Annotated in this window: 25 protein-coding genes and 1 other annotated feature; of the genes, 10 read left to right on the plus strand and 15 right to left on the minus strand. The window is 50.3% G+C overall.

Annotated elements, in window-relative coordinates:
* Positions 1 to 94 precede the first annotated feature (94 nt).
* The 3 genes from AC07NP_RS20640 (at position 95) to AC07NP_RS20650 (ending at position 3,992) form a co-directional block, all read left to right on the plus strand.
* Positions 95 to 1,864 (plus strand): terminase ATPase subunit family protein, encoded by a 1,770-nt coding sequence (locus tag AC07NP_RS20640; protein ID WP_494661580.1) that lies wholly within the window; start codon positions 95 to 97, stop codon positions 1,862 to 1,864.
* A complete protein-coding gene (locus AC07NP_RS20645; RefSeq protein WP_494661581.1) occupies positions 1,864 to 2,910 on the plus strand; it encodes a phage portal protein in 1,047 nt (348 codons plus the stop codon). Before AC07NP_RS20640 ends, AC07NP_RS20645 begins: the two co-directional genes overlap by 1 nt.
* A gap of 77 nt (positions 2,911 to 2,987) precedes the next feature.
* Entirely contained in the window at positions 2,988 to 3,992 is a 1,005-nt protein-coding gene (locus AC07NP_RS20650) for a hypothetical protein (protein ID WP_494661582.1), read from the plus strand.
* A gap of 522 nt (positions 3,993 to 4,514) precedes the next feature.
* On the opposite strand, the gene AC07NP_RS20655 is transcribed toward AC07NP_RS20650, so the two are convergent.
* The 9 genes from AC07NP_RS20655 to AC07NP_RS20695 form a co-directional block, all read right to left on the minus strand.
* Complete coding sequence (locus tag AC07NP_RS20655; protein WP_373357382.1) at positions 4,515 to 4,697, minus strand: hypothetical protein; 183 nt, start codon at positions 4,695 to 4,697, stop codon at positions 4,515 to 4,517.
* A 114-nt stretch (positions 4,698 to 4,811) separates the two neighbouring features.
* Complete coding sequence (locus AC07NP_RS20660; RefSeq protein ID WP_494661583.1) at positions 4,812 to 7,037, minus strand: replication endonuclease; 2,226 nt, start codon at positions 7,035 to 7,037, stop codon at positions 4,812 to 4,814.
* Positions 7,034 to 7,864 carry a hypothetical protein gene (locus tag AC07NP_RS20665; protein ID WP_494661584.1) on the minus strand — a complete coding sequence of 277 codons (831 nt, stop codon included), beginning with the start codon at positions 7,862 to 7,864 and terminating at the stop codon, positions 7,034 to 7,036. The genes AC07NP_RS20660 and AC07NP_RS20665 overlap by 4 nt, the downstream gene beginning before the upstream one ends.
* Positions 7,864 to 8,085 (minus strand): TraR/DksA family transcriptional regulator, encoded by a 222-nt coding sequence (locus AC07NP_RS20670; protein WP_494661585.1) that lies wholly within the window; start codon positions 8,083 to 8,085, stop codon positions 7,864 to 7,866. Before AC07NP_RS20670 ends, AC07NP_RS20665 begins: the two co-directional genes overlap by 1 nt.
* On the minus strand, positions 8,085 to 8,312 hold the full coding sequence (locus tag AC07NP_RS20675; protein ID WP_494661586.1) for a DUF2732 domain-containing protein: 228 nt from the start codon (positions 8,310 to 8,312) through the stop codon (positions 8,085 to 8,087). The genes AC07NP_RS20670 and AC07NP_RS20675 overlap by 1 nt, the downstream gene beginning before the upstream one ends.
* Positions 8,313 to 8,381: 69 nt before the next feature.
* Positions 8,382 to 8,582 (minus strand): hypothetical protein, encoded by a 201-nt coding sequence (locus AC07NP_RS20680; protein WP_000085637.1) that lies wholly within the window; start codon positions 8,580 to 8,582, stop codon positions 8,382 to 8,384.
* On the minus strand, positions 8,569 to 8,796 hold the full coding sequence (locus tag AC07NP_RS20685) for a phage filamentation protein Fil family protein (RefSeq protein WP_165406942.1): 228 nt from the start codon (positions 8,794 to 8,796) through the stop codon (positions 8,569 to 8,571). The genes AC07NP_RS20680 and AC07NP_RS20685 overlap by 14 nt, the downstream gene beginning before the upstream one ends.
* Before the next feature lie 7 nt (positions 8,797 to 8,803).
* A complete protein-coding gene (locus AC07NP_RS20690) occupies positions 8,804 to 9,313 on the minus strand; it encodes a phage regulatory CII family protein (RefSeq protein ID WP_494661587.1) in 510 nt (169 codons plus the stop codon).
* Positions 9,314 to 9,345: 32 nt separating this feature from the next.
* Positions 9,346 to 9,717, minus strand: a complete 372-nt coding sequence (locus AC07NP_RS20695) for a Cro/Cl family transcriptional regulator (RefSeq protein ID WP_494661588.1) — start codon at positions 9,715 to 9,717, stop codon at positions 9,346 to 9,348.
* A gap of 113 nt (positions 9,718 to 9,830) precedes the next feature.
* Between AC07NP_RS20695 and AC07NP_RS20700 the strand changes: the two genes are divergently transcribed.
* The 5 genes from AC07NP_RS20700 (at position 9,831) to AC07NP_RS20720 (ending at position 14,242) form a co-directional block, all read left to right on the plus strand.
* Positions 9,831 to 10,673, plus strand: a complete 843-nt coding sequence (locus AC07NP_RS20700; RefSeq protein WP_494661589.1) for a phage repressor protein CI — start codon at positions 9,831 to 9,833, stop codon at positions 10,671 to 10,673.
* Positions 10,674 to 10,686: 13 nt separating this feature from the next.
* Positions 10,687 to 11,091: a hypothetical protein gene (locus tag AC07NP_RS20705; protein WP_494661590.1), complete on the plus strand. Its 405-nt coding sequence runs from the start codon at positions 10,687 to 10,689 to the stop codon at positions 11,089 to 11,091.
* 29 nt (positions 11,092 to 11,120) lie between these two features.
* Positions 11,121 to 12,170, plus strand: a complete 1,050-nt coding sequence (locus tag AC07NP_RS20710) for a site-specific integrase (protein WP_494661591.1) — start codon at positions 11,121 to 11,123, stop codon at positions 12,168 to 12,170.
* Positions 12,171 to 12,400: 230 nt separating this feature from the next.
* Positions 12,401 to 12,811, plus strand: a complete 411-nt coding sequence (locus AC07NP_RS20715) for a DUF2946 domain-containing protein (RefSeq protein ID WP_494661592.1) — start codon at positions 12,401 to 12,403, stop codon at positions 12,809 to 12,811.
* 63 nt (positions 12,812 to 12,874) lie between these two features.
* Entirely contained in the window at positions 12,875 to 14,242 is a 1,368-nt protein-coding gene (locus AC07NP_RS20720; RefSeq protein ID WP_494661593.1) for a PepSY-associated TM helix domain-containing protein, read from the plus strand.
* 3 nt (positions 14,243 to 14,245) lie between these two features.
* On the opposite strand, the gene AC07NP_RS20725 is transcribed toward AC07NP_RS20720, so the two are convergent.
* The 4 genes from AC07NP_RS20725 to AC07NP_RS20740 all read right to left on the minus strand — a co-directional run bounded on the left by AC07NP_RS20725 (position 14,246) and on the right by AC07NP_RS20740 (position 17,015).
* Positions 14,246 to 14,731, minus strand: coding sequence for an OmpA family protein (locus AC07NP_RS20725; RefSeq protein WP_494661594.1), 486 nt, complete (start codon positions 14,729 to 14,731; stop codon positions 14,246 to 14,248).
* 15 nt (positions 14,732 to 14,746) lie between these two features.
* Positions 14,747 to 15,970 (minus strand): diguanylate cyclase DgcN/YfiN, encoded by a 1,224-nt coding sequence (gene dgcN / locus AC07NP_RS20730; protein WP_203360346.1) that lies wholly within the window; start codon positions 15,968 to 15,970, stop codon positions 14,747 to 14,749.
* Positions 15,963 to 16,481 (minus strand): regulatory sequestration protein YfiR, encoded by a 519-nt coding sequence (gene yfiR, locus AC07NP_RS20735; RefSeq protein ID WP_494661595.1) that lies wholly within the window; start codon positions 16,479 to 16,481, stop codon positions 15,963 to 15,965. The genes dgcN and yfiR overlap by 8 nt, the downstream gene beginning before the upstream one ends.
* Positions 16,482 to 16,640: 159 nt before the next feature.
* Positions 16,641 to 17,015 carry a DUF2799 domain-containing protein gene (locus tag AC07NP_RS20740; protein WP_494661596.1) on the minus strand — a complete coding sequence of 125 codons (375 nt, stop codon included), beginning with the start codon at positions 17,013 to 17,015 and terminating at the stop codon, positions 16,641 to 16,643.
* Positions 17,016 to 17,229: 214 nt separating this feature from the next.
* Here AC07NP_RS20740 and aroF point away from each other — a divergent pair, with 214 nt between their 5' ends.
* Entirely contained in the window at positions 17,230 to 18,300 is a 1,071-nt protein-coding gene (gene aroF, locus AC07NP_RS20745) for a 3-deoxy-7-phosphoheptulonate synthase AroF (RefSeq protein ID WP_494661597.1), read from the plus strand.
* Between the two features lie 10 nt (positions 18,301 to 18,310).
* The gene (gene tyrA / locus AC07NP_RS20750) at positions 18,311 to 19,432 is read left to right on the plus strand and encodes a bifunctional chorismate mutase/prephenate dehydrogenase (protein WP_276294277.1); all 1,122 of its coding nucleotides are present in this window, start codon (positions 18,311 to 18,313) and stop codon (positions 19,430 to 19,432) included.
* A 105-nt stretch (positions 19,433 to 19,537) separates the two neighbouring features.
* Here the strand turns inward: tyrA and pheA are convergent, their stop codons facing one another.
* Both pheA and pheL read right to left on the minus strand, forming a co-directional pair.
* On the minus strand, positions 19,538 to 20,698 hold the full coding sequence (gene pheA, locus AC07NP_RS20755) for a bifunctional chorismate mutase/prephenate dehydratase (RefSeq protein ID WP_301703337.1): 1,161 nt from the start codon (positions 20,696 to 20,698) through the stop codon (positions 19,538 to 19,540).
* 22 nt (positions 20,699 to 20,720) lie between these two features.
* Positions 20,721 to 20,846: a sequence feature (Phe leader region), on the minus strand.
* On the minus strand, positions 20,798 to 20,845 hold the full coding sequence (pheL, locus tag AC07NP_RS20760) for a pheA operon leader peptide PheL (RefSeq protein WP_102000890.1): 48 nt from the start codon (positions 20,843 to 20,845) through the stop codon (positions 20,798 to 20,800). It overlaps the preceding feature by 48 nt.
* Positions 20,847 to 20,858: the final 12 nt, after the last annotated feature.

The raw sequence follows: 20,858 nt of genomic DNA on the forward strand, positions 1-20,858 counted from the left end.
TCACGACTGGACAACATCTCACACAACAGCACCTTAGCGAATCACTGACGGCCATTAAGTAGCCTTGACCTGAATCCATCACGGCGAGGCATCAATGACCATTTCCACCGATACAACGCTAATGCATGACCCGCGACGGCAGGCATCGCTGCTTTACTGGCAGGGCTTTTCCGTGCCACAGATTGCCGAAATGCTGCAGGTCAAACGCCCGACCGTTCAGAGCTGGAAGCAGCGCGATGGCTGGGACGGCATCGCACCGATTTCCCGCGTCGAAAGCAGCCTTGAGGCGCGCCTGATTCAGCTCATTGCCAAGCCGCAAAAATCAGGCGGCGACTTCAAAGAGATTGACCTGCTCGGACGGCAGATTGAACGACTGGCGCGCGTTAGCCGTTACAGCCAGACCGGCAACGAGGTTGACCTTAACCCCAACGTCGCCAACCGCAACAAGGGCGAGCGTAAGAAGCCGAAAAAGAACTTTTTCAGCGACGAGGCTATTGAAAAACTGGAGGAGTTATTTTTCGACCAGTCGTTCGAGTACCAGTTACAGTGGTACCGCGCCGGGCTGGCGCACCGCATTCGTGACATACTCAAATCCCGACAGATTGGCGCGACGTTTTATTTCTCCCGCGAGGCACTGCTGCGCGCGCTCAAGACCGGCCACAACCAAATCTTTCTGTCGGCCAGTAAAACGCAGGCTTACGTGTTCCGTGAATACATCATCCAGTTTGCGCGGCTGGTCGATGTCGACCTGACCGGCGACCCGATTGTCATCGGCAACAATGGCGCAAAGCTGATTTTTCTCGGTACCAATTCCAACACCGCGCAGAGCCATAACGGCGACCTGTATGTCGATGAAATATTCTGGATCCCGAATTTTCAGAAGCTGCGCAAAGTCGCGTCGGGCATGGCCTCGCAGAAGCACCTGCGCTCAACCTACTTTTCGACACCTTCCACGCTGGCGCACGGCGCTTACCCCTTCTGGTCTGGCGAACTGTTCAACAAGGGGCGCAGCCGTATTGCTGACCGCATCGAAATCGACATCAGTCACAGCGCGCTCGCCGGTGGCCAGCTCTGCGATGATGGCCAGTGGCGGCAGATTGTCACTATTGAGGACGCCCTTGCCGGTGGCTGCACCCTGTTCGACCTCGACCAGCTCAAACGCGAAAACAGTGATGAGGACTTTAAGAACCTGTTTATGTGCGAGTTTGTCGACGATAAAGCGTCGGTATTCCCGTTCGAGGAGCTGCAGCGCTGCATGGTCGACGTGATGGAAGAATGGGAGGACTTTGCCCCGTTTGCCGACCATCCGTTCGGCTCGCGACCTGTCTGGATTGGCTACGACCCCTCACACACCGGCGACAGTGCCGGGTGCGTCGTACTCGCGCCGCCGGTGGTCTCGGGTGGCAAGTTCCGCATGCTGGAGCGCCATCAGTGGAAAGGCATGGACTTTGCCGCGCAGGCAGAGGGCATCCGCAAACTGACCGAGAAATACAACGTCGAATACATCGGCATTGACGCAACCGGCCTCGGCCTCGGCGTGTTCCAGTTGGTGCGCTCATTCTACCCGGCGGCACGTGGCATCCGTTACACGCCTGAAATGAAAACCGCAATGGTGCTCAAGGCAAAAGACACCATTCGCCGCGGCTGTCTGGAGTACGACGCCGGGGCAACCGACGTCACGCAGTCTTTTATGTCCATCCGCAAAACCATGACCAGCAGCGGGCGCAGCGCCACCTACGAGGCCAGTCGCACCGAGGAAGCCAGTCACGCCGATATCGCATGGGCGACCATGCACGCTCTGTTAAACGAACCGCTTTCCGCCGGTAGTGGCATGCAGCCTAAATCTATTCTGGAGTTCAACTAATGGGTAAGCAAAAATCCCGCAAAGCCGCTGCGCAGAAGGCCAGCAAGCCACAACACCTGACCGCCAGTGCACCGCCAAAAACAACAGCTTTCACCTTCGGCGAGCCGGTGCCGGTACTCGATAAGCGCGATATTCTGGATTACGTCGAGTGCATCAGTAACGGCAAATGGTACGAGCCGCCGGTTAGTTTCTCCGGGCTGGCAAAGAGCCTGCGCTCTGCCGTGCATCACAGCTCGCCGATTTACGTTAAACGCAACGTGCTCGCGAGCACCTACATTCCGCATCCGCTGCTGTCCCGTCAGGATTTCAGCCGCTTTGCACTCGACTATCTGGTATTCGGCAACGCCTTTCTTGAGCAGCGCCACAGCGTCACCGGCCAGTTAATCAAACTACTTGCCTCACCGGCCAAATACACCCGACGTGGGGTCGACGATTCTATATTCTGGTTTGTGGAAAACTTCACTCTACCGCATGAGTTCGCGCCTGATACCGTGTTTCACCTGCTGGAGCCCGATATTAACCAAGAGATTTACGGCCTGCCCGAATACCTCAGCGCACTTAATTCCGCCTGGCTGAATGAAGCCGCGACGCTGTTTCGCAGGAAGTATTACCAGAACGGTGCGCATGCTGGTTACATCATGTATGTCACTGACCCGGCGCAAAGCGCGACCGACGTCGAATCGCTACGTGAGGCGATGCGCAACTCGAAAGGGCTTGGCAACTTTAAGAACCTGTTTTTCTACGCTCCCGGCGGAAAACCGGACGGCATAAAAATCGTGCCACTGAGTGAGGTCGCCACAAAGGATGACTTTTTCAACATCAAGAAAGCCAGCGCCGCCGACCTGATGGACGCGCACCGCGTACCGTTCCAGCTCATGGGCGGCAAACCAGAGAATATCGGTTCACTCGGCGACGTTGAGAAGGTGGCAAAAGTCTTTGTGCGTAACGAGCTGTCGCCACTACAGGACAGGTTCAGGGAGGTAAACGACTGGCTCGGCATGGAGGTCATCAGGTTCAAAGAGTACACCCTCGACAACCCGGAATAACTTAGGTCGTCTCAATCTCTGCGCTCATCATTGAAGATGTAATCTGCGAAAGCTATAGTGCATCAGATATCAAAATAATGGGTGCGGAGATTAATATTTTGGAAACTGATTTTAAAATAACCCTCGAAGGTTTCGCTACTGAAGAAGAAGCAAATAATATAGGTAATTTCACGCTAGACGCTATTCGAGCTTTAACTAATAACCTCAATCTTGACATCTCAAAATTAAAATGTGTGGTTGTTTCCTATAACTTTAGTGAAGCCCTTCAAAATGTGACATCCCTTTACCAACACAAATCCCCTAGTTCATTCACCAATTGCAAACAGGGCGCAGCCGTCGGACAGTTAGTATCAAAAATTGGCAGTAATGGGCTATGTGAAGAATATACCCTTGTGCTATCTATTGGTTTTTTTGTTGAGCTTTTTAATGATGGTAGTTTCTTAAAGTTGAATGAAGAAGGATACCGCGCAGTCATCCATCTTATTCACCATGAATTAGTGCACGTACATGAAAAAAACTTGCTAACATGCTTAGACCAAAACTTTACGGTCAACGAGTATGGCGACGCGCTGCTTATCTCAGCCACGCGTGCATGGTCAGAATATCTCGCTAATTACATGTCTTCGGGGTCAGCCCCTCAAGAGACTATCGATTTATTTCTAGAGAATCTTGATACTGTTGTAAATGAAGTGTCTGACGAGATTGAACAGCTCATCTGGAGCTATAAAAGCGATAATATTTCTCTGAATGAAATGTATCTCGAAGCAAAAAAGCGTATCAAGCTAATTATCAACTCTTATGCTTATGCGATAGGTTATGTTCATTCTCTAAACATCAACATTAATGAGTACGACCCAAAGCTAGCCCTTACACTATCCAACTCAAAGATAAGAAGTCAATTATCAGAGTTAGGCGTTACCTTTCAGAATCTTTATGAAAAATTCAATGACCAACACATTACAGGTTTTGATGATTATCGGGAGATAACAATAGTCATTGGTGAAATATTCAAGCAGTTTGGGCTTGTTTTAGAGTGCCCCGACTGGTCTAGCGACTGTGGACTCTACATACATGTAAATTAGTTTAATCGTTGTAGAAACATAATTAGCAGTTTGAATTCCGCCACTCCAGTTAAGCCGCTGTCTCTAAGCGGCTTTTCCATGCCCCCCCACCATCACGCCTCAGACGCGCCACACGCGCACTACCACGCCCGACCACCAACGAACCGACAGCAACCACGACAGCGCCATCACGACGCGCTCAGACGATAATTTTTAATATTACGCACCACCGCTGGCGCGCAATGCTTTCCCCGCCACGCCTGCCCGCTTTATGGGTCGGTTTTAATGCAGTTGTATGACTACTCTGGATCCGTGCCAGCTCTGGCGGCGCACGGCCAGAACGGGCAACCTCGGCGCATGCAAAACAATGCACCTGTTGCATGCACGGCTAAAAAACAGGGTAATCGAGTGAAAATGGCATAATAAAAATGGCTTTAATAGTGCCGGTAGGGATCGGTCTCTGCGGGGCAGGCTAACGCCTCGCGAGGCTCGTTGTTCAAACCCGCTGACGCCAAAATCTAGTTTTTGCATCAGCGCGTTTACCTATTCAGCCTTATAGAAAATTTCGTCTTTTTCTTCGTCGCTTTCGCTGTTAGCTAGGTCGGCAATCAGAGTTAGTGCCAGCTTCAAATCTGCCGGTTTGCAGTTGGCAATAAGAGATACCTCGGCGATGAATTGCACACAAGCCCACTTTTGCTGCGTTCGGCTGAAATGTTCCCCAACCATGAAATCCCTCCCAATAGGGTTACTGTATATTTATACAGTATAACGTATTGGAAAAAGATGGGAAGCGAAAAAGTGAATCGGGTAGGTGTTGTATGTACATGATATGGATGTAAATTAGTCACCTGTGAATTTTGATGTTTCTGCCAGCACCGCAACACGATTAAGGATTTCCCTAGTCTTTGCCTGAAGCGATGGCGCTGCGGAGAAGATTTCACCTTTGGAAGTTCCACGCAACCATTTACCGTTAAAACAACTTTTGCCACCTGCTATCAGGTGCAGGGCTTCTCCCCGGCTGATGGTAATGCCGGTTGTCAGATGGATCTCGTCGATAGTTTTTTCTATCGGAGCATTTTGCTCATCTGTTCCGTGGATAAATTTCGGCTTCTTAGGTGGCTTTGGTTTCCTGATTCGGTTCGTGAGCTCTCGCCTTTGACGTCGACTCAGGGGTTTTGATAAATCGAGTTCCGGTGGATCGCTTTCGCTTCCCGTACAGTTATTGACAGAACTCCGAGGGACGGCTTTGCCGTCCTGAAGGTCAACGGCCGAATCAACAGCACGCTTCGGAACAATCTTCCACTGAGTGAGCCTGGTTAAAATCGGGCTCCCTGCACCTATGGAGGAATCGTAGACCCCCTTAATACATACCGTTTCCTCACCGTACTGATTAAGCTCGGTACGCGGTTCATACAGTGTGCGCACCTGTAAATCATCGCGACGGACAAACGGCCCACCCTGCGCATTAACATAACCAGCCCAGTCACCAGCGTCGGCGGCATCATGGACGGCGGCAAACTCAACGCTCAGACCGTGCGCGGTTTCGGTATCAGCGAGGCGACGTAACTCACGGTAAACCGTCACTGGCGCACCACCAACAAACTGAAACTGACGAATGTGCCAGCGTGCCGCCCATGCTGAAACGGCAGGGGCGGTCTCTTTCAGCAGCTCACCACTTTCATCATCGGTTTCGCCATCGAGGGCATAACCGTCGATATTTTTTGAGATGTATTTAGCAACATAGCCGGTTGCGCTGCCTTTCTCCGGGTCAATGGCCTCGGCGTGGAAACGTGCTTTTTTGGCTTTATCGCTTTTCAGTTCGTGGCGGTCTTCTTTCCATGCGTATTTACGGACGATGGAGCGAACATATTCAACATCTTCTGGCAGCATGAACATCAGCATGTGCCAGTGTGGAGTACCGTCGTGATGGGGCTCGGCGACACGAATACCGAAAATACGGACATCTTCCCGATGCAGTTTGGCACGGATACGTGCCCAGATACCGGTTAGATAGTTTTGCGTGTCAGCCGGGCTGGCACCGCTCCATTTGCTGTTACGGTAACCGGCTTTAGTCGTGGCGTGATATTTTGACGGCGCGGTCAGAGTGTAAAACTCACCAACATAACCGAGCTCATTACAGATGTTTTCAAACCCACGAATGCGGGTCATGAGCTCACAGCGGCGAATGGCAGGGTTAGCAACTGAACCATCATATTTTTCAATCAGGCTGATACGGTTGCCGTCTTCGTCTTCGAGATCCAGACCTTTGAGAAATTCACGAGTGCGGCGCTTTTGTTCACGCCAGTCAGTCACGCAGTTTTTACTCGCGTAGGTGTTTTTTTTCTTGCTGACGTTGCCGACTGCAATTTGCAGGTGTTCGCGCCACGTAGCCGCAACACGGCGCAAACGACCACGCCACCACCCATCGTTAAACATCTTGGCGATAGCCGGTGCGATTTCATCCGCTGCGACATATTTTTTTGCAACCCGATCCCAATGTGGTGGAATAACGTTGAATTGGAGGGAAATAAAGCCAGCACGGATATACCAGGTGTACAGCGTTTTAAGCTCGCCGAATCCGTGGTCATCAATGTTGGCAAGTTCACCACGAATGAAATTAGCAATATCAGCGGCCAACAGGTCAACATCAGAGCGCGACATGTCCGGGAGGCGGTTATATCGGGCGACCATATTAACCATGCGTGACGCCAAATATTGCATAAGCTGAGTATCGAAATGACAACCGAAAACAGCGGCTGACACATTGCTTTTGATACCTGTGCATTCGTATTTTTTTGCGACCAGTTCAAGACGTGGCAATGCCTTTTTGCAGAAGCTGATTAAAAAAGCATTGGCTCGTTGACTGCCCTGATTTTGCTCCAGTACTGCAGCAGTTCGATAAGCGTCAAAACGAACACACTCGGGCTGGAGCGAAAGCACTTTTCTCGCATGCAGCAAAGCCGCGAACATACGGTCGCGGCGATACTGTTGGTCGTAGGTAAGATATGGACTGGCTATTGCTGACCGTGGAGCATTCCACGGAAAAGCAAAAGTATATTTTGTCATACGATGGCCAGCTCCAGTTGGCATGGAGTCAACCCTTTCGATTGCCACTTCGAAATTGACGGTGGTATTACAGCCTCGATGGTGTTTTTAAGAATTGCGCAGCGACGTTTGAGTATTACGGCCTTCAATTCTTCCTCTGAGAGATTCCTTGCATAATCCGCCTCACGAATGACTTTTGTGAGCTCAGGATACTTAACCTCGAATTTAGGTACGTTGCAGGCAAGATTGGTACTGTCTGCGGTCGCCAGTGGGTAGTTACCCAGAATTCGACCATCAAGCATGCGAAGCCCATGTATTTGGGTCGTGAAATTATGTTTGCAGTAGATGGTTTCAAACGCATCTGACATCCTTCGATGCCAGAGCTGGGTTCTGATAGTTGCGTACTCACCTGACGAACCAAAGCACACTCGCGGCCACTCCCGGCAAAGCTCAATCAGACGGTGCAGCGATTCATGAAGATGCCATACTGGTGCCGCCTTGCCCCTGAAACAGCGTGGTAGTTTCGCGATAAGCGCATCGTTATCAGCCTCACCGCCCTCCACCACATCAGGGATGACAAAAAAAGACAGCTTTGGATGATGATAATGAGGAATAAGCCATTGATAGAATTGCTGCCAGTCAAGAACAAGGCCGCGCTTCCAGGCAGAAAACGCTCCATTATCAATGGCAATAGAGAGGGCGTATTTTACTGATGCTGCCAGTTGGTCAGGCCGTGCATAAGATACGAATGCGCCAGCACCGTTTACCGCGATACGGTGAACGTTACCGGCGTCACCCCAAACGGGCGTTCCGTGGTAGTGGATAACCTCAGACACGCTTTCGCCCATCACACGCCCCTGTAATGCTTAGATTTGAGCTCATTGATTTGTTGGCACGTCACGCAAAACTCCACGCCCGGAATCGCAATGCGGCGAGCTTCCGGGATTGGTGCGTCACATACTTCACAGAGGAAACGAGAAGGCGCAGTGATACGGCTGCGCACGTTGTTAATATGGCGCTCACGCTCGGTTTGTTCGCGCTCCTGCACTCCATCCATAACGTCGGCCATTAGTGCAACTCCTGAGATTCGTTTTCAAAGCGGGTGGCTTCACGGCGCAGCAGCTCGGCGGCCTCTTTGCCGTTCATGCCTTCTTTGGTTATATGGATAGCCAGCGCCTCAAGACGGATTGAAACGGCGAGTGCGCGGTCTTTGCGTTCTTCTTTTTTGGCATCAGTCAGCAGCACGGCCAACGCGTCACTATCAGTATTAAAATTATGGGGTTCGATATTGCGCATAACTAACTCTCCTGATTTCGGGCAATAAAATGCCCGGCGGGTTTACGCCAGATAATTAATTGTGATTAATTAGCTATAGCCAAATACAACGGCAGGTTTACTTTTTAACTGGCTGATAATTTCAGCTTTCAGGCCATCTTTAAACTCTTTGCAGCACTCCCACTCAGGGTCAACCCGAAGTATTGCACCGTCGCGAGTTTTAATTTCAAAACCGTCTTCCATATTCGGAATCATGGCTCCCAAAACAATTCTTAATTCATCGCGTGACATGTTTAATCCCTTTAATAATAAAGTGGACAATACGAATAATTAAAAAGCCTGACGACTTCGGCGGCTTTGTTTCCAGCCCTTTTAATAATTCGGACTGTGAGCAGCACGGATGCCAGCGCTTACCATCTTTCCCCGCAATCCAGCCGTGACCGTAATGCATACCGGGACTTTGCTTAACGAGCAGAGAGGCGAATGAAGGTTCATTTTTCAGCACAGGCACCTCACACCAAACCGAATGTTGCGCCAATGCCGGTCATGGTGTCGACCACGCTCGACATTGCCGGGTTAGCCTGGATGCGCGCTTGTAACGCCAGCGCCGACAATGACAGCATGCGAATACCGGCGTTAACGCTTTCAACCATGTTGTGCTTACGAGCAGAGGTCAGTCGTTCATCAGATGCAGCACCGCTCGCCAGTTCGCCGAGTTCGCTCATTGCGCGCATGACATAAGTCTGCAATTTGTCTTTAGCCAGCTCGTTAACCGGCACACATGGCAGACAATGAATCTGTGCCAGAAAACCATCAACGAGGGTTGAGTCTTCGGTCAGGTCAGTAAGCAGCCATAACTCAGGCGGCGTGAACTGGTGAGGCTGTTCCGGGTTGAGCTTGTTACGTAACGTCTGAACATTCATGCCTGCACGCTCGGCCAACTTCGCCATGTTGTGACGCTGCGCGAAAGCCCTGCACGCTTCGTCATAGTGAGGATGTTTGGAAACCTGAAAATCAAACATGGTTAAATTCCCTCTAACTTGCATAATCAAATTCAGTTGAGAGCGGTGCGATGGTCGATGTAACGACAATCAATTGCTTGTTGGGTTAGTTTGTCGCGCCATGCTTTCACGTTTACGAGGGTGCGGCTTCGTTTACCGGCTTCCTCTTTGTTGGAAAAGTCTTTGGTCGGAGCTTTGAGAAGGATGCCCTCATCGAGCCATTGCCAGACCAAGCGCTCGCTTACACCGCGAGTGGCGGCAAAGTCTTTCACTGTCATCGTGTCTGACATAGCGGAGCGAATCATTGTCTGCAGAGCTGGCAGCATGGCAGTAACGATGGCATCAAATTGTGTTGGATCTAACAGCACAGTTTGATTTTGTGAGTTTTGCGAATCATGCGTCGAGATTGATTTTGCATCTGACATATCGCATTATCTCCTGTTGTTTGAAATGTAGTGCAGTGGCGTGCATCTTGGTCGATGAATGCCACTTTAAATCGAAAATGAGTTTCTGTAAATCGATTTTGAGTGATTGATAAATGAATGATGAAGATTTGAATACGCAAAATGTGATTGAGCGGATAAGTTCGGCGTATGGTGTCAGCACGCAAAAGGCTTTGGCAGAAGTGCTTGGCGTCCCGTCAAACAGCGTCAGCACTTGGGTTCAGCGAAACAGTTTTCCAGGCAAAGCAATCATTCAGTGCTCATTAGATACTGGTGCCGATTTAAACTGGCTGCTGACTGGTCAAATTTCCAATTTGAATTTGCAAGATTCGTCGCCATTGAAAGGAAAGTCACTTTATGACGAGATTTTGGCGAGTGGTGGTAAACCTGTTTTAAGGCGCATCCTTGATGCGTATGGTTTTACAATGCAAAAGGAGCTTGGGGATTTATTGGATATCTCCTCAGGCACTATCAGCACTTGGGTAAGACGAGATTTCTTCCCCGGTGACGTGGTTGTGACATGCGCGCTTGATACTGGTGTATCGCTGGAATGGTTAGCGACCGGAAAGGGAAAAATGCGAGAAAGTAAGGAGGTTGGCTTTTCGGACATTTTAACGATAAAAAAATCCCGCCTTGAATCGGGCGAGCTAAAAGACGCTGGACGTTGGCGACCTGACCCATCAATGATTCCTGCTAACTCTAACGATTTGGTTTTTGTAGATGGCGTTAGCTCATCTTGGCTTGTCGATAATTCAGCATGCAAAATTGGCAATGGCCGTTGGCTCATCGGGATAGATGGCGCGTTCGACGTTTTCGACGTTGTGCGACTGCCGGGTAATAAAGTCAGGCTATCAAATAAGTCTGTTGATTTTGAATGCAACCTATCAGAAATCACACCATCTGGTGCTGTTGTATTTACTCTGGAAAAACATATTTAAGGATGATGCAATAATGAAACGTTCTATTTTTGCTCTGGCTTTACTCGCCTCTTTCGCAGTAGCAGCTCAACCCTCTAATTTATCTGTGCTGAATAAATCCTTTAACGAAATGCAACCACTGTCGATAAAAGATAGTAAGGGCGTGATTACTGTTGTTTTGGATGCCGCAAGTATCACGCCTGAAATTTATGATACCGCAGTTTATAGCGTTTGTTCCCCTGCATGGTTGCATAAGGAAAACACTGCATATCTGAAAAACACTACATCTGTTCGGATTCTCAATAAATTTAGTGCTATGGGTTATGTGCTTGAGAAGCCAAAAGCAACTTGTGATAAGGCCGGAGAAGAACAAGAAGAACAGTCTAAAATCACAATTTTATCTAACACGCATGTTACTACAATGAAAGATTTGCAGTAAGAAATGGCTTCTCGGTCGGGGGGGATGTAATGACTATAAGTAAGCAGAAAAATGGCAAATGGCTCTGTGAGCTTTATCCAAATGGCCGAGAAGGGCGGCGTATACGTCGGCAGTTTAATACCAAAGGCGAGGCCGAGGCATTCGAGGTATTCACGAAAAATGAGAGTGAGGATAAGCCGTGGCTTGGCAAGAAAGAAGACCGCCGACGCTTAAGTGAGATTATCCAGCTTTGGCATAATTTACATGGACAGGCGTTGGTTGCCAGTAAGTCGCGGTTAGCTAAGCTTCAAATTGTATGTAACGGGTTGGGCGACCCTATTGCATCTCGTCTTACCGCTAAAGATTGGGCTCATTACCGTGACCGTCGATTACGTGGCGAAATAGACAACGGCTATCACAAAGACCCGGCGAAATGGATCGCCAAACCTATAACTGTCAATCGCGAGCAGCAATACCTTGAAGCGGTGTTCAATGAACTGCGACGATTAGGGGAGTGGAGTTTACCCAATCCACTGGACGGGATTCGCGTATTCAAAGAAGCTGAGAAAGAAATGTCCTGGCTAACTTTGTCTCAGCTCCCGGAGCTGTTCCGAGCCTGTGAACAATATGGCAAAGAAAATCTTACGATGATTGTTAAGGTGTGCCTAGCTACCGGCGCACGATGGGGAGAAGCCGAGAGACTTACACGTCCCCAACTTTCCCCCTGCAAGCTGACTTTCACCAAAACCAAAGGTAAGAAGAATCGCACGGTTCCGATTCCTAAATGGCTGTACGACGAGTTGTCCGAACGTCAGGGTAGAATGTTCAAGCCCTGCTATCAGGACTTTAAGAAGATGCTCAAACTTACGAACATTGAGTTGACGGAAGGGCAGAAGACTCACGTTTTGCGTCATACTTTTGGTGCGCATTTTATGATGAACGGCGGAAATATACTGGTGCTGCAGAAAATACTCGGGCATGCCAACATTCGAGAAACAATGAAGTATGCGCACTTTGCTCCTGACCATCTTGAGCAAGCTGTTACCCTTAATCCATTGTCGCTTTATGTTGGCGGCAATATGGCGGCAGAGCTTGCATAATACTGCAATTCACTGCATTAAAAATTACATTAACTAATTGTTTTTTAAGATAAGTGGTTGTTTGTTAGAGGGTGTTAATAGGAGCGTCTTAACTAAGATATCGCTCAGGCGACATCCTGTTAAAAAGGGCTGGCCAATTGGCTGGCCCTTTTTTTATGACTGATTGGTTCATTTTGTTAACTTTTTTGTCATGTATCATTTACAATGCCTCCGTCGTCGCAGGAGGAACCGTGGATATCGGGACATTTCGCCAGTCAGGTCATCAATACAACGCGGCATGGCTCGCGCTGTTCGCGATCCTGCTGGTTGTTGTCGCGCCGCTGATCTCGGTTTCTCTGCAAAAAGACCCCATGAGTGCAATGCCGGGCATGTATCATGAGATGAGCATGATGGCTGAACCCGATGAGCATCATCAACAGTCTGCGCCCGCAACGATGCCCGTCGACCATGGAGAAGCGTGCGGCTATTGTGTCTTGTTCGCGCATGTTCCTGGGTTGATTCTGGCGATTGTGCTTCTGCTATGCGCAATATTGCTCCGGCAGAAAAGTGCGCCCCCGCGACCGATTGTTAAACACTGGCATTTCTTTCCCTGGCTTCTCCCCAATACGCGCGCGCCGCCGCGCAGGTCTGCTATTTCCTGATTCTTACAATAAGTCTGTGCGCGAAAGCGTCACGGCACTCTTTTGCTTGTTCTGAGGAAAAGTATGACCACCTGCACTTCACGCGCGGCATGGATTACCCTGCTGCGACGTCTTCATTTCTATATTGGTCTGTTCGTCGGGCCATTTATTTTCGTGGCGGCCTTAACAGGGACGCTGTATGTGGCGACGCCACAGCTGGAGGAGGCGCTCTATTCGCAAGCGCTGCAAGGCAGTGTTCAGGGTGAGACGCAGCCGCTGGCGGCCCAAATCGCCATCGCTGAACAGGTAACCGGCGGACATTTGCGATTGCATGCTGTGCGTCCGGCTCTGGAAGCGGGGCAAACGACACGCGTCATGTTTGCCGACCCTGTATTGAATGCGTCGGAGAACCGGGCAATTTTTATTGATCCGGTTACGCTGGCGGTAACAGGCGATATGACGGTCTATGGCACCAGCGGTATTTTACCGCTGCGACAATGGATCGACTATGCGCACCGCTCTTTGCTGCTCGGCGATGTTGGGCGAATTTATAGCGAGCTGGCCGCCTCCTGGATGTGGGTGGCGGCGCTGGGCGGCATTACGCTTTGGTATTTTACCCGTCCTAAACGTCGGCTGAAAAACCGCGAACAGAGTCATCGCCGTCTACATGTCACGCTGGGATGGATTTTGCTCGTGGGGATGCTGCTTTTCTCGGCAACCGGCCTGACATGGTCGCAGTGGGCTGGCGGCAATGTGGATAAAATGCGGGCCACTTTTGGCTGGCTAACACCGCAGGTGAACACACAACGGGATGGCGTTATGCCAGTGCAGGATGAACATGCTGGTCATCATGGGCACTCTGTGGGAATGGAGATGCCTGCAAAAAGCGTTGATGCAAACGCGTTTGATGCAGTGTTGCATGTTGCGCAGGTGTCAGGAATCGATGCCAGCCGACTGGAGATCCGACCGCCAAAGGACGCGCAGCATGGCTGGACGGTGACGGAAATCGATCGCCGTTGGCCAACTCAGGTTGATGCTGTCTCTGTGGATCCGCAAACCCTGCACGTTATCGATCGTACGCATTTTTCTGATTTCCCGCTCATGGCGAAACTGACGCGCTGGGGTGTGGATTTTCATATGGGGATACTGTTTGGCGTGTTAAACCAAGTCGCGTTGATCGCGTTCGGGGTTGGGCTATGTCTGATGATTGTGATCGGCTATCGACTGTGGTGGAACCGTCGCCCGGCACGCTCGGAGGTTAATCCCGTTCAGACGCTTGCTCAGGGGATTCTTGCGATCAACTGGCAAGGAAGGGTCGGCCTGGCGGTTCTGGCTGCCGCGCTGGGGGTAGTGATGCCAGTGTTGGGAGTCAGTCTCTTGCTGTTTATGGTTGTTGACTGGCTGCGCTGGTTCAGTGCTTCTCGTGCTCTCCAGGCGCAGTCAGCCGACTAATGATTAAGGCGTGCTGATAACGACGGCGACGCGGCGGTTTTCAGCACGGCCTTTTGCCGTTTGATTACTGGCGACCGGGTATTTTTTGCCTAAACCCTGCGTCGTCAGATTCGTTCGCGGAACGTTCGCACCTTGAGCCCAGGCATCTGCCACCACATTTGCACGCTTGAGTGATAACGCTTCGTTGTAGCTGTCTTCGCCGTAGTTATCTGTGTGACCGTCCAGGCGGGCATGGTTCAGTCCGGTAGACGATAATCGGGAAGCCATACTTTGGATCTGCTTCTGGCTTTCAGGGCGCAGTTTGTAGTCATTTTTATCAAACAGGATGGTATCGGAAAGTCCCAAAGACCAGTCTCCGGCGGATTCGGTAAATCCGTATGACTTCATCGCTGCAATCTGTTCGGGGGTAAATTTGCCCTGCGGCTGTGCCTGACAACCCGTCAAAATCAAGGTGGCCAGAATAAGTGGAGAAAAAAGACGCTTCATCATGTGTGTAATTCCTTATTATTTAATCCAGCGTGCAGAACGCTGATGTTTAGCCTGATACATATTACGATCGGCCAATTCTTGTAATTTTTCAGCGGTCGCATTTTCCCACGTCAGGGCGAAACCAATACTCAGCGTCATGTTCGCTAGATGCCCATTAAGCAGATCAAAAGGCCGGTTAAACTCTTGCGAAAGCGCGGCGCAAATGCGCTGGACTTCATATTCTGAATGAACGCCATAAAGTACCATGGCAAATTCGTCCCCGCCGAGGCGGTAAGGGTGATGGCGTTTACCGCCAAATTCCGCCAGCCTTTTCGCCACTTCAATTAAAACGCGGTCGCCAGCTGCGTGACCCCAGGTGTCATTAATTAATTTAAAGTTATCACCATCCAGGAATAACAATGCCGAGCTGCTACGGGCGGAATTATCGTTCATCAACGCGTTAATGCTGCTGCGAAATGCAGCCCGATTTGCAAGACCGGTCAATGGATCGTGCAGTGCAGTACGCAACAACTGGGCATTTTTAGCCTGCAGTCGTAATTGCCACTCTTCCATCTCATCCAGCAGACTATTGAAATCCTGCGCAAATAGATGAAACTCTTCAATGCGCTCCTCGGAAACCCGGCGTGAGAAATTACGATTAGTGCGCACGTCGTGTACCACGTCCGTGATATTTTGCAGTGCGTCAACCACGCCATTGTGCAAATAGCGAGTGAGAAGAATCGCAATGCCTGTCGCCAGTAAAATACACCCGGTAAGGACCGCCAAAGACAACCAGATAAAATGGCTGATGAGGCTGTCACGGGCGGTCAGGCGAACTTCACCGATCACATTGCCGTTATGCCAGACCGGTTGAGTGACCGGTAGCGGAAACAGCCAGTGGTTGACTAAGCTACTCAGCTTGTCGTCGGTGGCTCTGGCATCATAATGCCAGGTTGCGAGCAATTTCTGATTTTTATCGCGGACTTCTGCCGCTGAAAATTGGCCTTGTCGCCCCAACGCCGCCAGCGTTTCTGCCGCAGCAGTCCCATCAGAAAACACCAGCGCAGCCTCAAGGCTGTGGGTCATTGTGGCGGCGGTCAAATCCAGATTTTTTTGCGCATACTGTTTCAGCGTCAAAACAGACGCCACGCATAACAGCAACCAGATCAGGGTCATCGTCACCACGACGCTAATCATACTGATGCGTCGTAATGTCCGTTTGAACGTCGGCCGCGTGATTGGGGAGAGATTCTTACCCATGCTTTTGATTCCGTGCAAGCATCAATACGTCCGGATTTACTCTGACGCCACTGCGCGAGAGTGCATCCAGATTAACGGAGAATCTGACTTCATCATTGTTAATAATCAAACAAAAAGCGCTGCCGATAATACACTTGGGATTTTGTTCTGCAATTAATAACAATGCCTTAGACGGATATTTATTCGTTAATTCCACCTGATAGGTAGGGGATTCATTTCCGAAATAAAAACCATCGCAACGCGCGGTCAGTGCTTCCTGTTCCGAGCGGATGATAACTGGCTGGTAGGGTAATGGCCCCGAATGACTATCTCCAAGTGCACTGGTGAAACGAGACGAGGAGAAAATACACAACCTTGGTGGTTCTGATAACGAAGGCCAGCGTGTATAGCTGACGATGCCAGAAACTATCGAACGCACAGATTTGGCTTCGTCGGTCATGCTCGCAGCGTAAAGTGGCAATCCCGCCATTAAAAGAGTTAGCAGTAATATGAGTCGGTGAGAAAATATCATAGACAGGTCCTCACCAGCATCAGCTGTAAAGCATTTAAATACATCCGTGATTGTTTACAACAAAATAACATTATTTTGCCTGAGAGTCATTACACCCTACAGATTAATAGATGTCTCTTAAGGTAAATCTCATGCGAGTATTTATTCGTAAGGTTTTTATTAATTGAGCCGTATTGCGCTTGCCCCTTCGTCGGCACCTTTTTGCCAGGCGCTGCGTATCTCGCTGACATTTTCTACGGTATCGCAGCTGGCGGGGAATGTTTTCCCTGCCAGGCCTCTGGCATACGCTAAATCTTGCTGGCAGGTTTTTCGCTGGCCTTCCGCATAGCCTTTAAGGTATTGCGCCCGGTCGACTTCCGGGTCATTAAAGGTATCGGCAAGCATGTCGTTATCTTTAACGGCATATCCTGCAATGGCATCTTCAATACCGGCATCGTACCAGTCAGTACCGGTCCAGGTAGGGGAGAACGTATAAGGATCTATCTGACATCCGCTGAGAAGTATTATGAGTAGTGCGCCTGTGAATCGCTTCATTGCCGGTTCTCCTGTGTTTTTCAAAGCATAGCGGATTAATAAATACCGGAGTGTAAATTTATAATTACATAAAGATGCTTACTGGCTGCACTAAAGTTGATGCCTGTAAAATAAAATTTACGGAATGTGGATTGAAATCTTTACCTGTTGTGGTATCGTTACGCCATCCTCACTGAGGAAAACTATCGCAAACGAGCTAAACAGGATCACCATCATGCAAAAAGACGCGCTGAACAACGTACACATCACTGACGAACAGGTACTGATGACGCCAGAACAACTGAAAGCGGAATTCCCGCTGAGTTTGTCACAAGAGGCGCAAATCGCCCAGTCACGTAAAATCATCTCTGACATTATCGCCGGTCGCGATCCTCGTCTGCTGGTGGTGTGTGGGCCGTGTTCTATTCATGATCCTGAAACTGCGCTGGAATATGCTCGTCGATTTAAAGCCCTTGCCGAAGAGGTCAGCGATAGCCTCTACCTGGTGATGCGCGTCTATTTTGAAAAACCCCGGACTACCGTTGGCTGGAAAGGGTTGATTAATGATCCTCATATGGATGGCTCTTTTGATGTGGAAGCCGGATTGAAAATTGCGCGTCAGCTGCTGGTTGACCTGGTCAATCTGGGACTGCCGTTGGCAACAGAGGCATTGGATCCTAACAGCCCGCAATACCTGGGCGATCTGTTCAGCTGGTCCGCTATTGGCGCTCGTACCACTGAATCGCAAACTCACCGCGAAATGGCATCGGGTCTTTCCATGCCGGTTGGGTTTAAAAATGGGACGGATGGCAGCCTGGCGACAGCGATCAATGCGATGCGTGCCGCAGCACAGTCTCACCGTTTCGTTGGGATCAATCAGGCGGGCCAGGTCGCGCTGTTGCAGACTCAGGGGAATCCTGATGGCCATGTGATACTGCGCGGCGGCAAAGCACCTAACTACAGCCCTGCCGATGTCGCACAATGCGAAAAAGAGATGGAACAGGCAGGACTGCATCCTTCTCTGATGGTAGATTGCAGCCATGGTAATTCAAATAAAGATTACCGCCGTCAGCCTGCCGTGGCTGAGTCTGTGGTTGCGCAGATTAAAGATGGAAATCGCTCAATCATTGGCTTAATGATTGAAAGCAACATTCACGAAGGCAATCAGTCTTCTGAGCAGCCGCGCAACGATATGAAATACGGTGTGTCTGTGACAGATGCGTGTATTAGTTGGGAAGCCACCGACGCACTGCTGCGTGAAATTCGTGGAAATCTGAACGGTCATCTGGCGGCGCGTGTAGCATAAGAGGCTTGTTATGGTTGCTGAGTTGACCGCATTACGCGATCAAATAGATGAAGTGGACAAGGCGCTGCTGGATTTGCTGGCGCGCCGTCTGGAATTAGTGGCTGAAGTCGGTGAAGTCAAAAGCCGCTTTGGACTGCCGATTTACGTACCTGAACGTGAGGCCACGATGCTGGCTTCACGCCGTGCTGAGGCTCAGGCGATGGGGGTTCCACCCGATCTCATCGAAGATGTGCTGCGCCGGGTCATGCGTGAGTCTTATTCCAGTGAGAATGACAAAGGGTTTAAGACCCTTTGCCCTTCTCTGCGTCCGGTGGTTATCGTCGGTGGTGCCGGTCAAATGGGGCAACTGTTCGAGAAAATGCTCACGCTTTCAGGATATCAGGTACGCATTCTTGAGCAGCAGGACTGGGATCGCGCCGAGGAGATTGTTGCCGATGCCGGGATGGTGATTGTCAGTGTGCCAATCCACGTGACTGAGCAGGTGATTGCAAAATTACCGCGTTTACCGTCTGATTGCATTCTGGTCGATCTGGCATCGGTGAAAAACGGTCCTTTGCAGGCGATGCTGGCGGCGCATGCCGGACCGGTTCTTGGTCTGCATCCGATGTTTGGTCCGGACAGCGGCAGCCTGGCGAAGCAGGTGGTGGTCTGGTGCGATGGTCGTCAGCCGGAGGCCTATCAGTGGTTCCTGGAGCAAATTCAGGTCTGGGGAGCACGCCTGCACCGCATCAGCGCTGTCGAACACGATCAAAATATGGCGTTTATTCAGGCCCTTCGCCATTTTGCTACCTTCGCTTACGGGCTGCATCTGGCAGAGGAAAATGTCCAGCTTGAACAGTTGCTGGCGCTTTCTTCACCTATTTATCGCCTTGAACTGGCGATGGTAGGACGCCTGTTCGCCCAGGATCCGCAACTGTATGCCGATATTATTATGTCGTCAGAAAGCAACCTTGCGTTGATCAAGCGTTACTACAAGCGTTTTGGTGAAGCCATCGAGTTGCTGGAGCAGGGGGATAAACAGGCTTTTATTGACAGCTTCCGCAAGGTCGAACACTGGTTTGGTGATTACGCCAAACGCTTCCAGAATGAAAGTCGTACGCTGCTACGTCAGGCGAATGATAGCCGTCAGTAAGTAAGATGCCTGATGGCAACGCTGGCGCGTCTTATCAGGCCTACAAAAATTGCATGAATTGTAGGCCGGATAAGCGCAGCGCCATCCGGCAAACTGACTTTTGTTTCAGGTCGGATCCACCGGCACCACGTTCTCGCTGGGATAACACCCCAGGACCTTCATGGAACGGGTGATCTCTCCCAACTCCTTCAGCGCTTTCTGCATCTCCGGTAATTCCAGGTTAGCCTGGATGTCGAGGTAAAACATCTCTTCCCACGGATTACCGTGGATCGGACGCGATTCCAGTCTGGTCATAATCAGATTGTGGTTGCGCAGCACCAACAGTGCTTCAACCAGCGCCCCCGCCTGTTGGCCAGTTGCCATTAACAGCGTCGTTTTTGCCGGAACCTGATCAGAAACGTTGATTGCTTTGCGCGCCAGAACGACGAAGCGGGTAATATTTTGCGTCTGGTTCGCTTCAATACGCTCAAGGACCTGCAAACCGTGTAATACGCCGCCAGCCTCACTTCCCAGCGCGGCTACGTGTGGAGAGTTCGCCTGTGCCACTTTTTCCATCGCTGCAGACGTGCTTTCGGTGTATTCGATTTTCCAGTGTGGGTGACGGCTCAGGAACTTGCTGCACTGCTGGAACGGTTGCGGGTGGCTGTATACCGTTTCGATGGTATTCAAATCGGTCGTGCCAGAAACCAGCACACAGTGGTCGATAGTGATGGTCATCTCGCCGACGATGGACAGCGTCGTGTGCTGCAGAAGATCGTAAACGTCGTTAATGGCGCCGGAACTGGTGTTTTCAATCGGCACGACGGCGTAGTCTGCTTGTCCGGTTTCAACCTGATTAAAGATATCGGCAAATTTTGCACAACCGCTTTCGATAAACTGCTCAAAGTGGCGGGCGGCATATTGACGGGCGGCGAGATGAGAGTAGGAACCTTTGGGCCCAAGGAAAGCCACACGCGCAGAGTGGGGGTTAATCTTATTCAGATGTTGCTGCAGCAGGGCCTGTTGGGTAAGAACGGAGTCTTCAATAATGAGCTGAAACAGGCGGGTGATATAGTGTGCATCAAGATGATGCGCTTTGCCGAGCGTGATTAATCTGTCCAGCAAATCACGTTCACGATCGATATCGCGCACCGGGCGATGAGAGAGCAGTTTGGCTTTGCCCACTTCAACCGCCAACTCACGACGCTCGGCCAGTAAGGCCAGCAATTTTTCATCCAGCGAGCTGATCTTCTCTCGCAGTACCAGTAACGGGTTTTCCGATGTCATAGTGTTGCCTTTCTTGTTATCAATAAAAAAGGCCCCCCGGTTTGGGAGGCCTTGTTGTTCGTCTTCGCATTCTTTTTCACACGACGAAACGCCTCCCATTCAGGGGAAGGTAAAAAAGAATGCGAAGAAGAACGGTGTTGGTTTCATGTCATTTTCCTTT

Source organism: Citrobacter sp. GW821-FHT07H02, assembly GCF_059418505.1.

What these genes read in the sequence shown, in the direction of transcription:
- AC07NP_RS20640 (WP_494661580.1), top strand. Translation starts at nt 95, where the DNA reads ATGACCATTTCCACCGATACAACGCTAATGCATGACCCGCGACGGCAG.
- AC07NP_RS20645 (WP_494661581.1), top strand. Translation starts at nt 1,864, where the DNA reads ATGGGTAAGCAAAAATCCCGCAAAGCCGCTGCGCAGAAGGCCAGCAAG.
- AC07NP_RS20650 (WP_494661582.1), top strand. Translation starts at nt 2,988, where the DNA reads ATGGGTGCGGAGATTAATATTTTGGAAACTGATTTTAAAATAACCCTC.
- AC07NP_RS20655 (WP_373357382.1), bottom strand. Translation starts at nt 4,697, where the DNA reads ATGGTTGGGGAACATTTCAGCCGAACGCAGCAAAAGTGGGCTTGTGTG.
- AC07NP_RS20660 (WP_494661583.1), bottom strand. Translation starts at nt 7,037, where the DNA reads ATGACAAAATATACTTTTGCTTTTCCGTGGAATGCTCCACGGTCAGCA.
- AC07NP_RS20665 (WP_494661584.1), bottom strand. Translation starts at nt 7,864, where the DNA reads ATGGGCGAAAGCGTGTCTGAGGTTATCCACTACCACGGAACGCCCGTT.
- AC07NP_RS20670 (WP_494661585.1), bottom strand. Translation starts at nt 8,085, where the DNA reads ATGGCCGACGTTATGGATGGAGTGCAGGAGCGCGAACAAACCGAGCGT.
- AC07NP_RS20675 (WP_494661586.1), bottom strand. Translation starts at nt 8,312, where the DNA reads ATGCGCAATATCGAACCCCATAATTTTAATACTGATAGTGACGCGTTG.
- AC07NP_RS20680 (WP_000085637.1), bottom strand. Translation starts at nt 8,582, where the DNA reads ATGTCACGCGATGAATTAAGAATTGTTTTGGGAGCCATGATTCCGAAT.
- AC07NP_RS20690 (WP_494661587.1), bottom strand. Translation starts at nt 9,313, where the DNA reads ATGTTTGATTTTCAGGTTTCCAAACATCCTCACTATGACGAAGCGTGC.
- AC07NP_RS20695 (WP_494661588.1), bottom strand. Translation starts at nt 9,717, where the DNA reads ATGTCAGATGCAAAATCAATCTCGACGCATGATTCGCAAAACTCACAA.
- AC07NP_RS20700 (WP_494661589.1), top strand. Translation starts at nt 9,831, where the DNA reads ATGAATGATGAAGATTTGAATACGCAAAATGTGATTGAGCGGATAAGT.
- AC07NP_RS20705 (WP_494661590.1), top strand. Translation starts at nt 10,687, where the DNA reads ATGAAACGTTCTATTTTTGCTCTGGCTTTACTCGCCTCTTTCGCAGTA.
- AC07NP_RS20710 (WP_494661591.1), top strand. Translation starts at nt 11,121, where the DNA reads ATGACTATAAGTAAGCAGAAAAATGGCAAATGGCTCTGTGAGCTTTAT.
- AC07NP_RS20720 (WP_494661593.1), top strand. Translation starts at nt 12,875, where the DNA reads ATGACCACCTGCACTTCACGCGCGGCATGGATTACCCTGCTGCGACGT.
- AC07NP_RS20725 (WP_494661594.1), bottom strand. Translation starts at nt 14,731, where the DNA reads ATGATGAAGCGTCTTTTTTCTCCACTTATTCTGGCCACCTTGATTTTG.
- dgcN (WP_203360346.1), bottom strand. Translation starts at nt 15,970, where the DNA reads ATGGGTAAGAATCTCTCCCCAATCACGCGGCCGACGTTCAAACGGACA.
- yfiR (WP_494661595.1), bottom strand. Translation starts at nt 16,481, where the DNA reads ATGATATTTTCTCACCGACTCATATTACTGCTAACTCTTTTAATGGCG.
- AC07NP_RS20740 (WP_494661596.1), bottom strand. Translation starts at nt 17,015, where the DNA reads ATGAAGCGATTCACAGGCGCACTACTCATAATACTTCTCAGCGGATGT.
- aroF (WP_494661597.1), top strand. Translation starts at nt 17,230, where the DNA reads ATGCAAAAAGACGCGCTGAACAACGTACACATCACTGACGAACAGGTA.
- tyrA (WP_276294277.1), top strand. Translation starts at nt 18,311, where the DNA reads ATGGTTGCTGAGTTGACCGCATTACGCGATCAAATAGATGAAGTGGAC.
- pheA (WP_301703337.1), bottom strand. Translation starts at nt 20,698, where the DNA reads ATGACATCGGAAAACCCGTTACTGGTACTGCGAGAGAAGATCAGCTCG.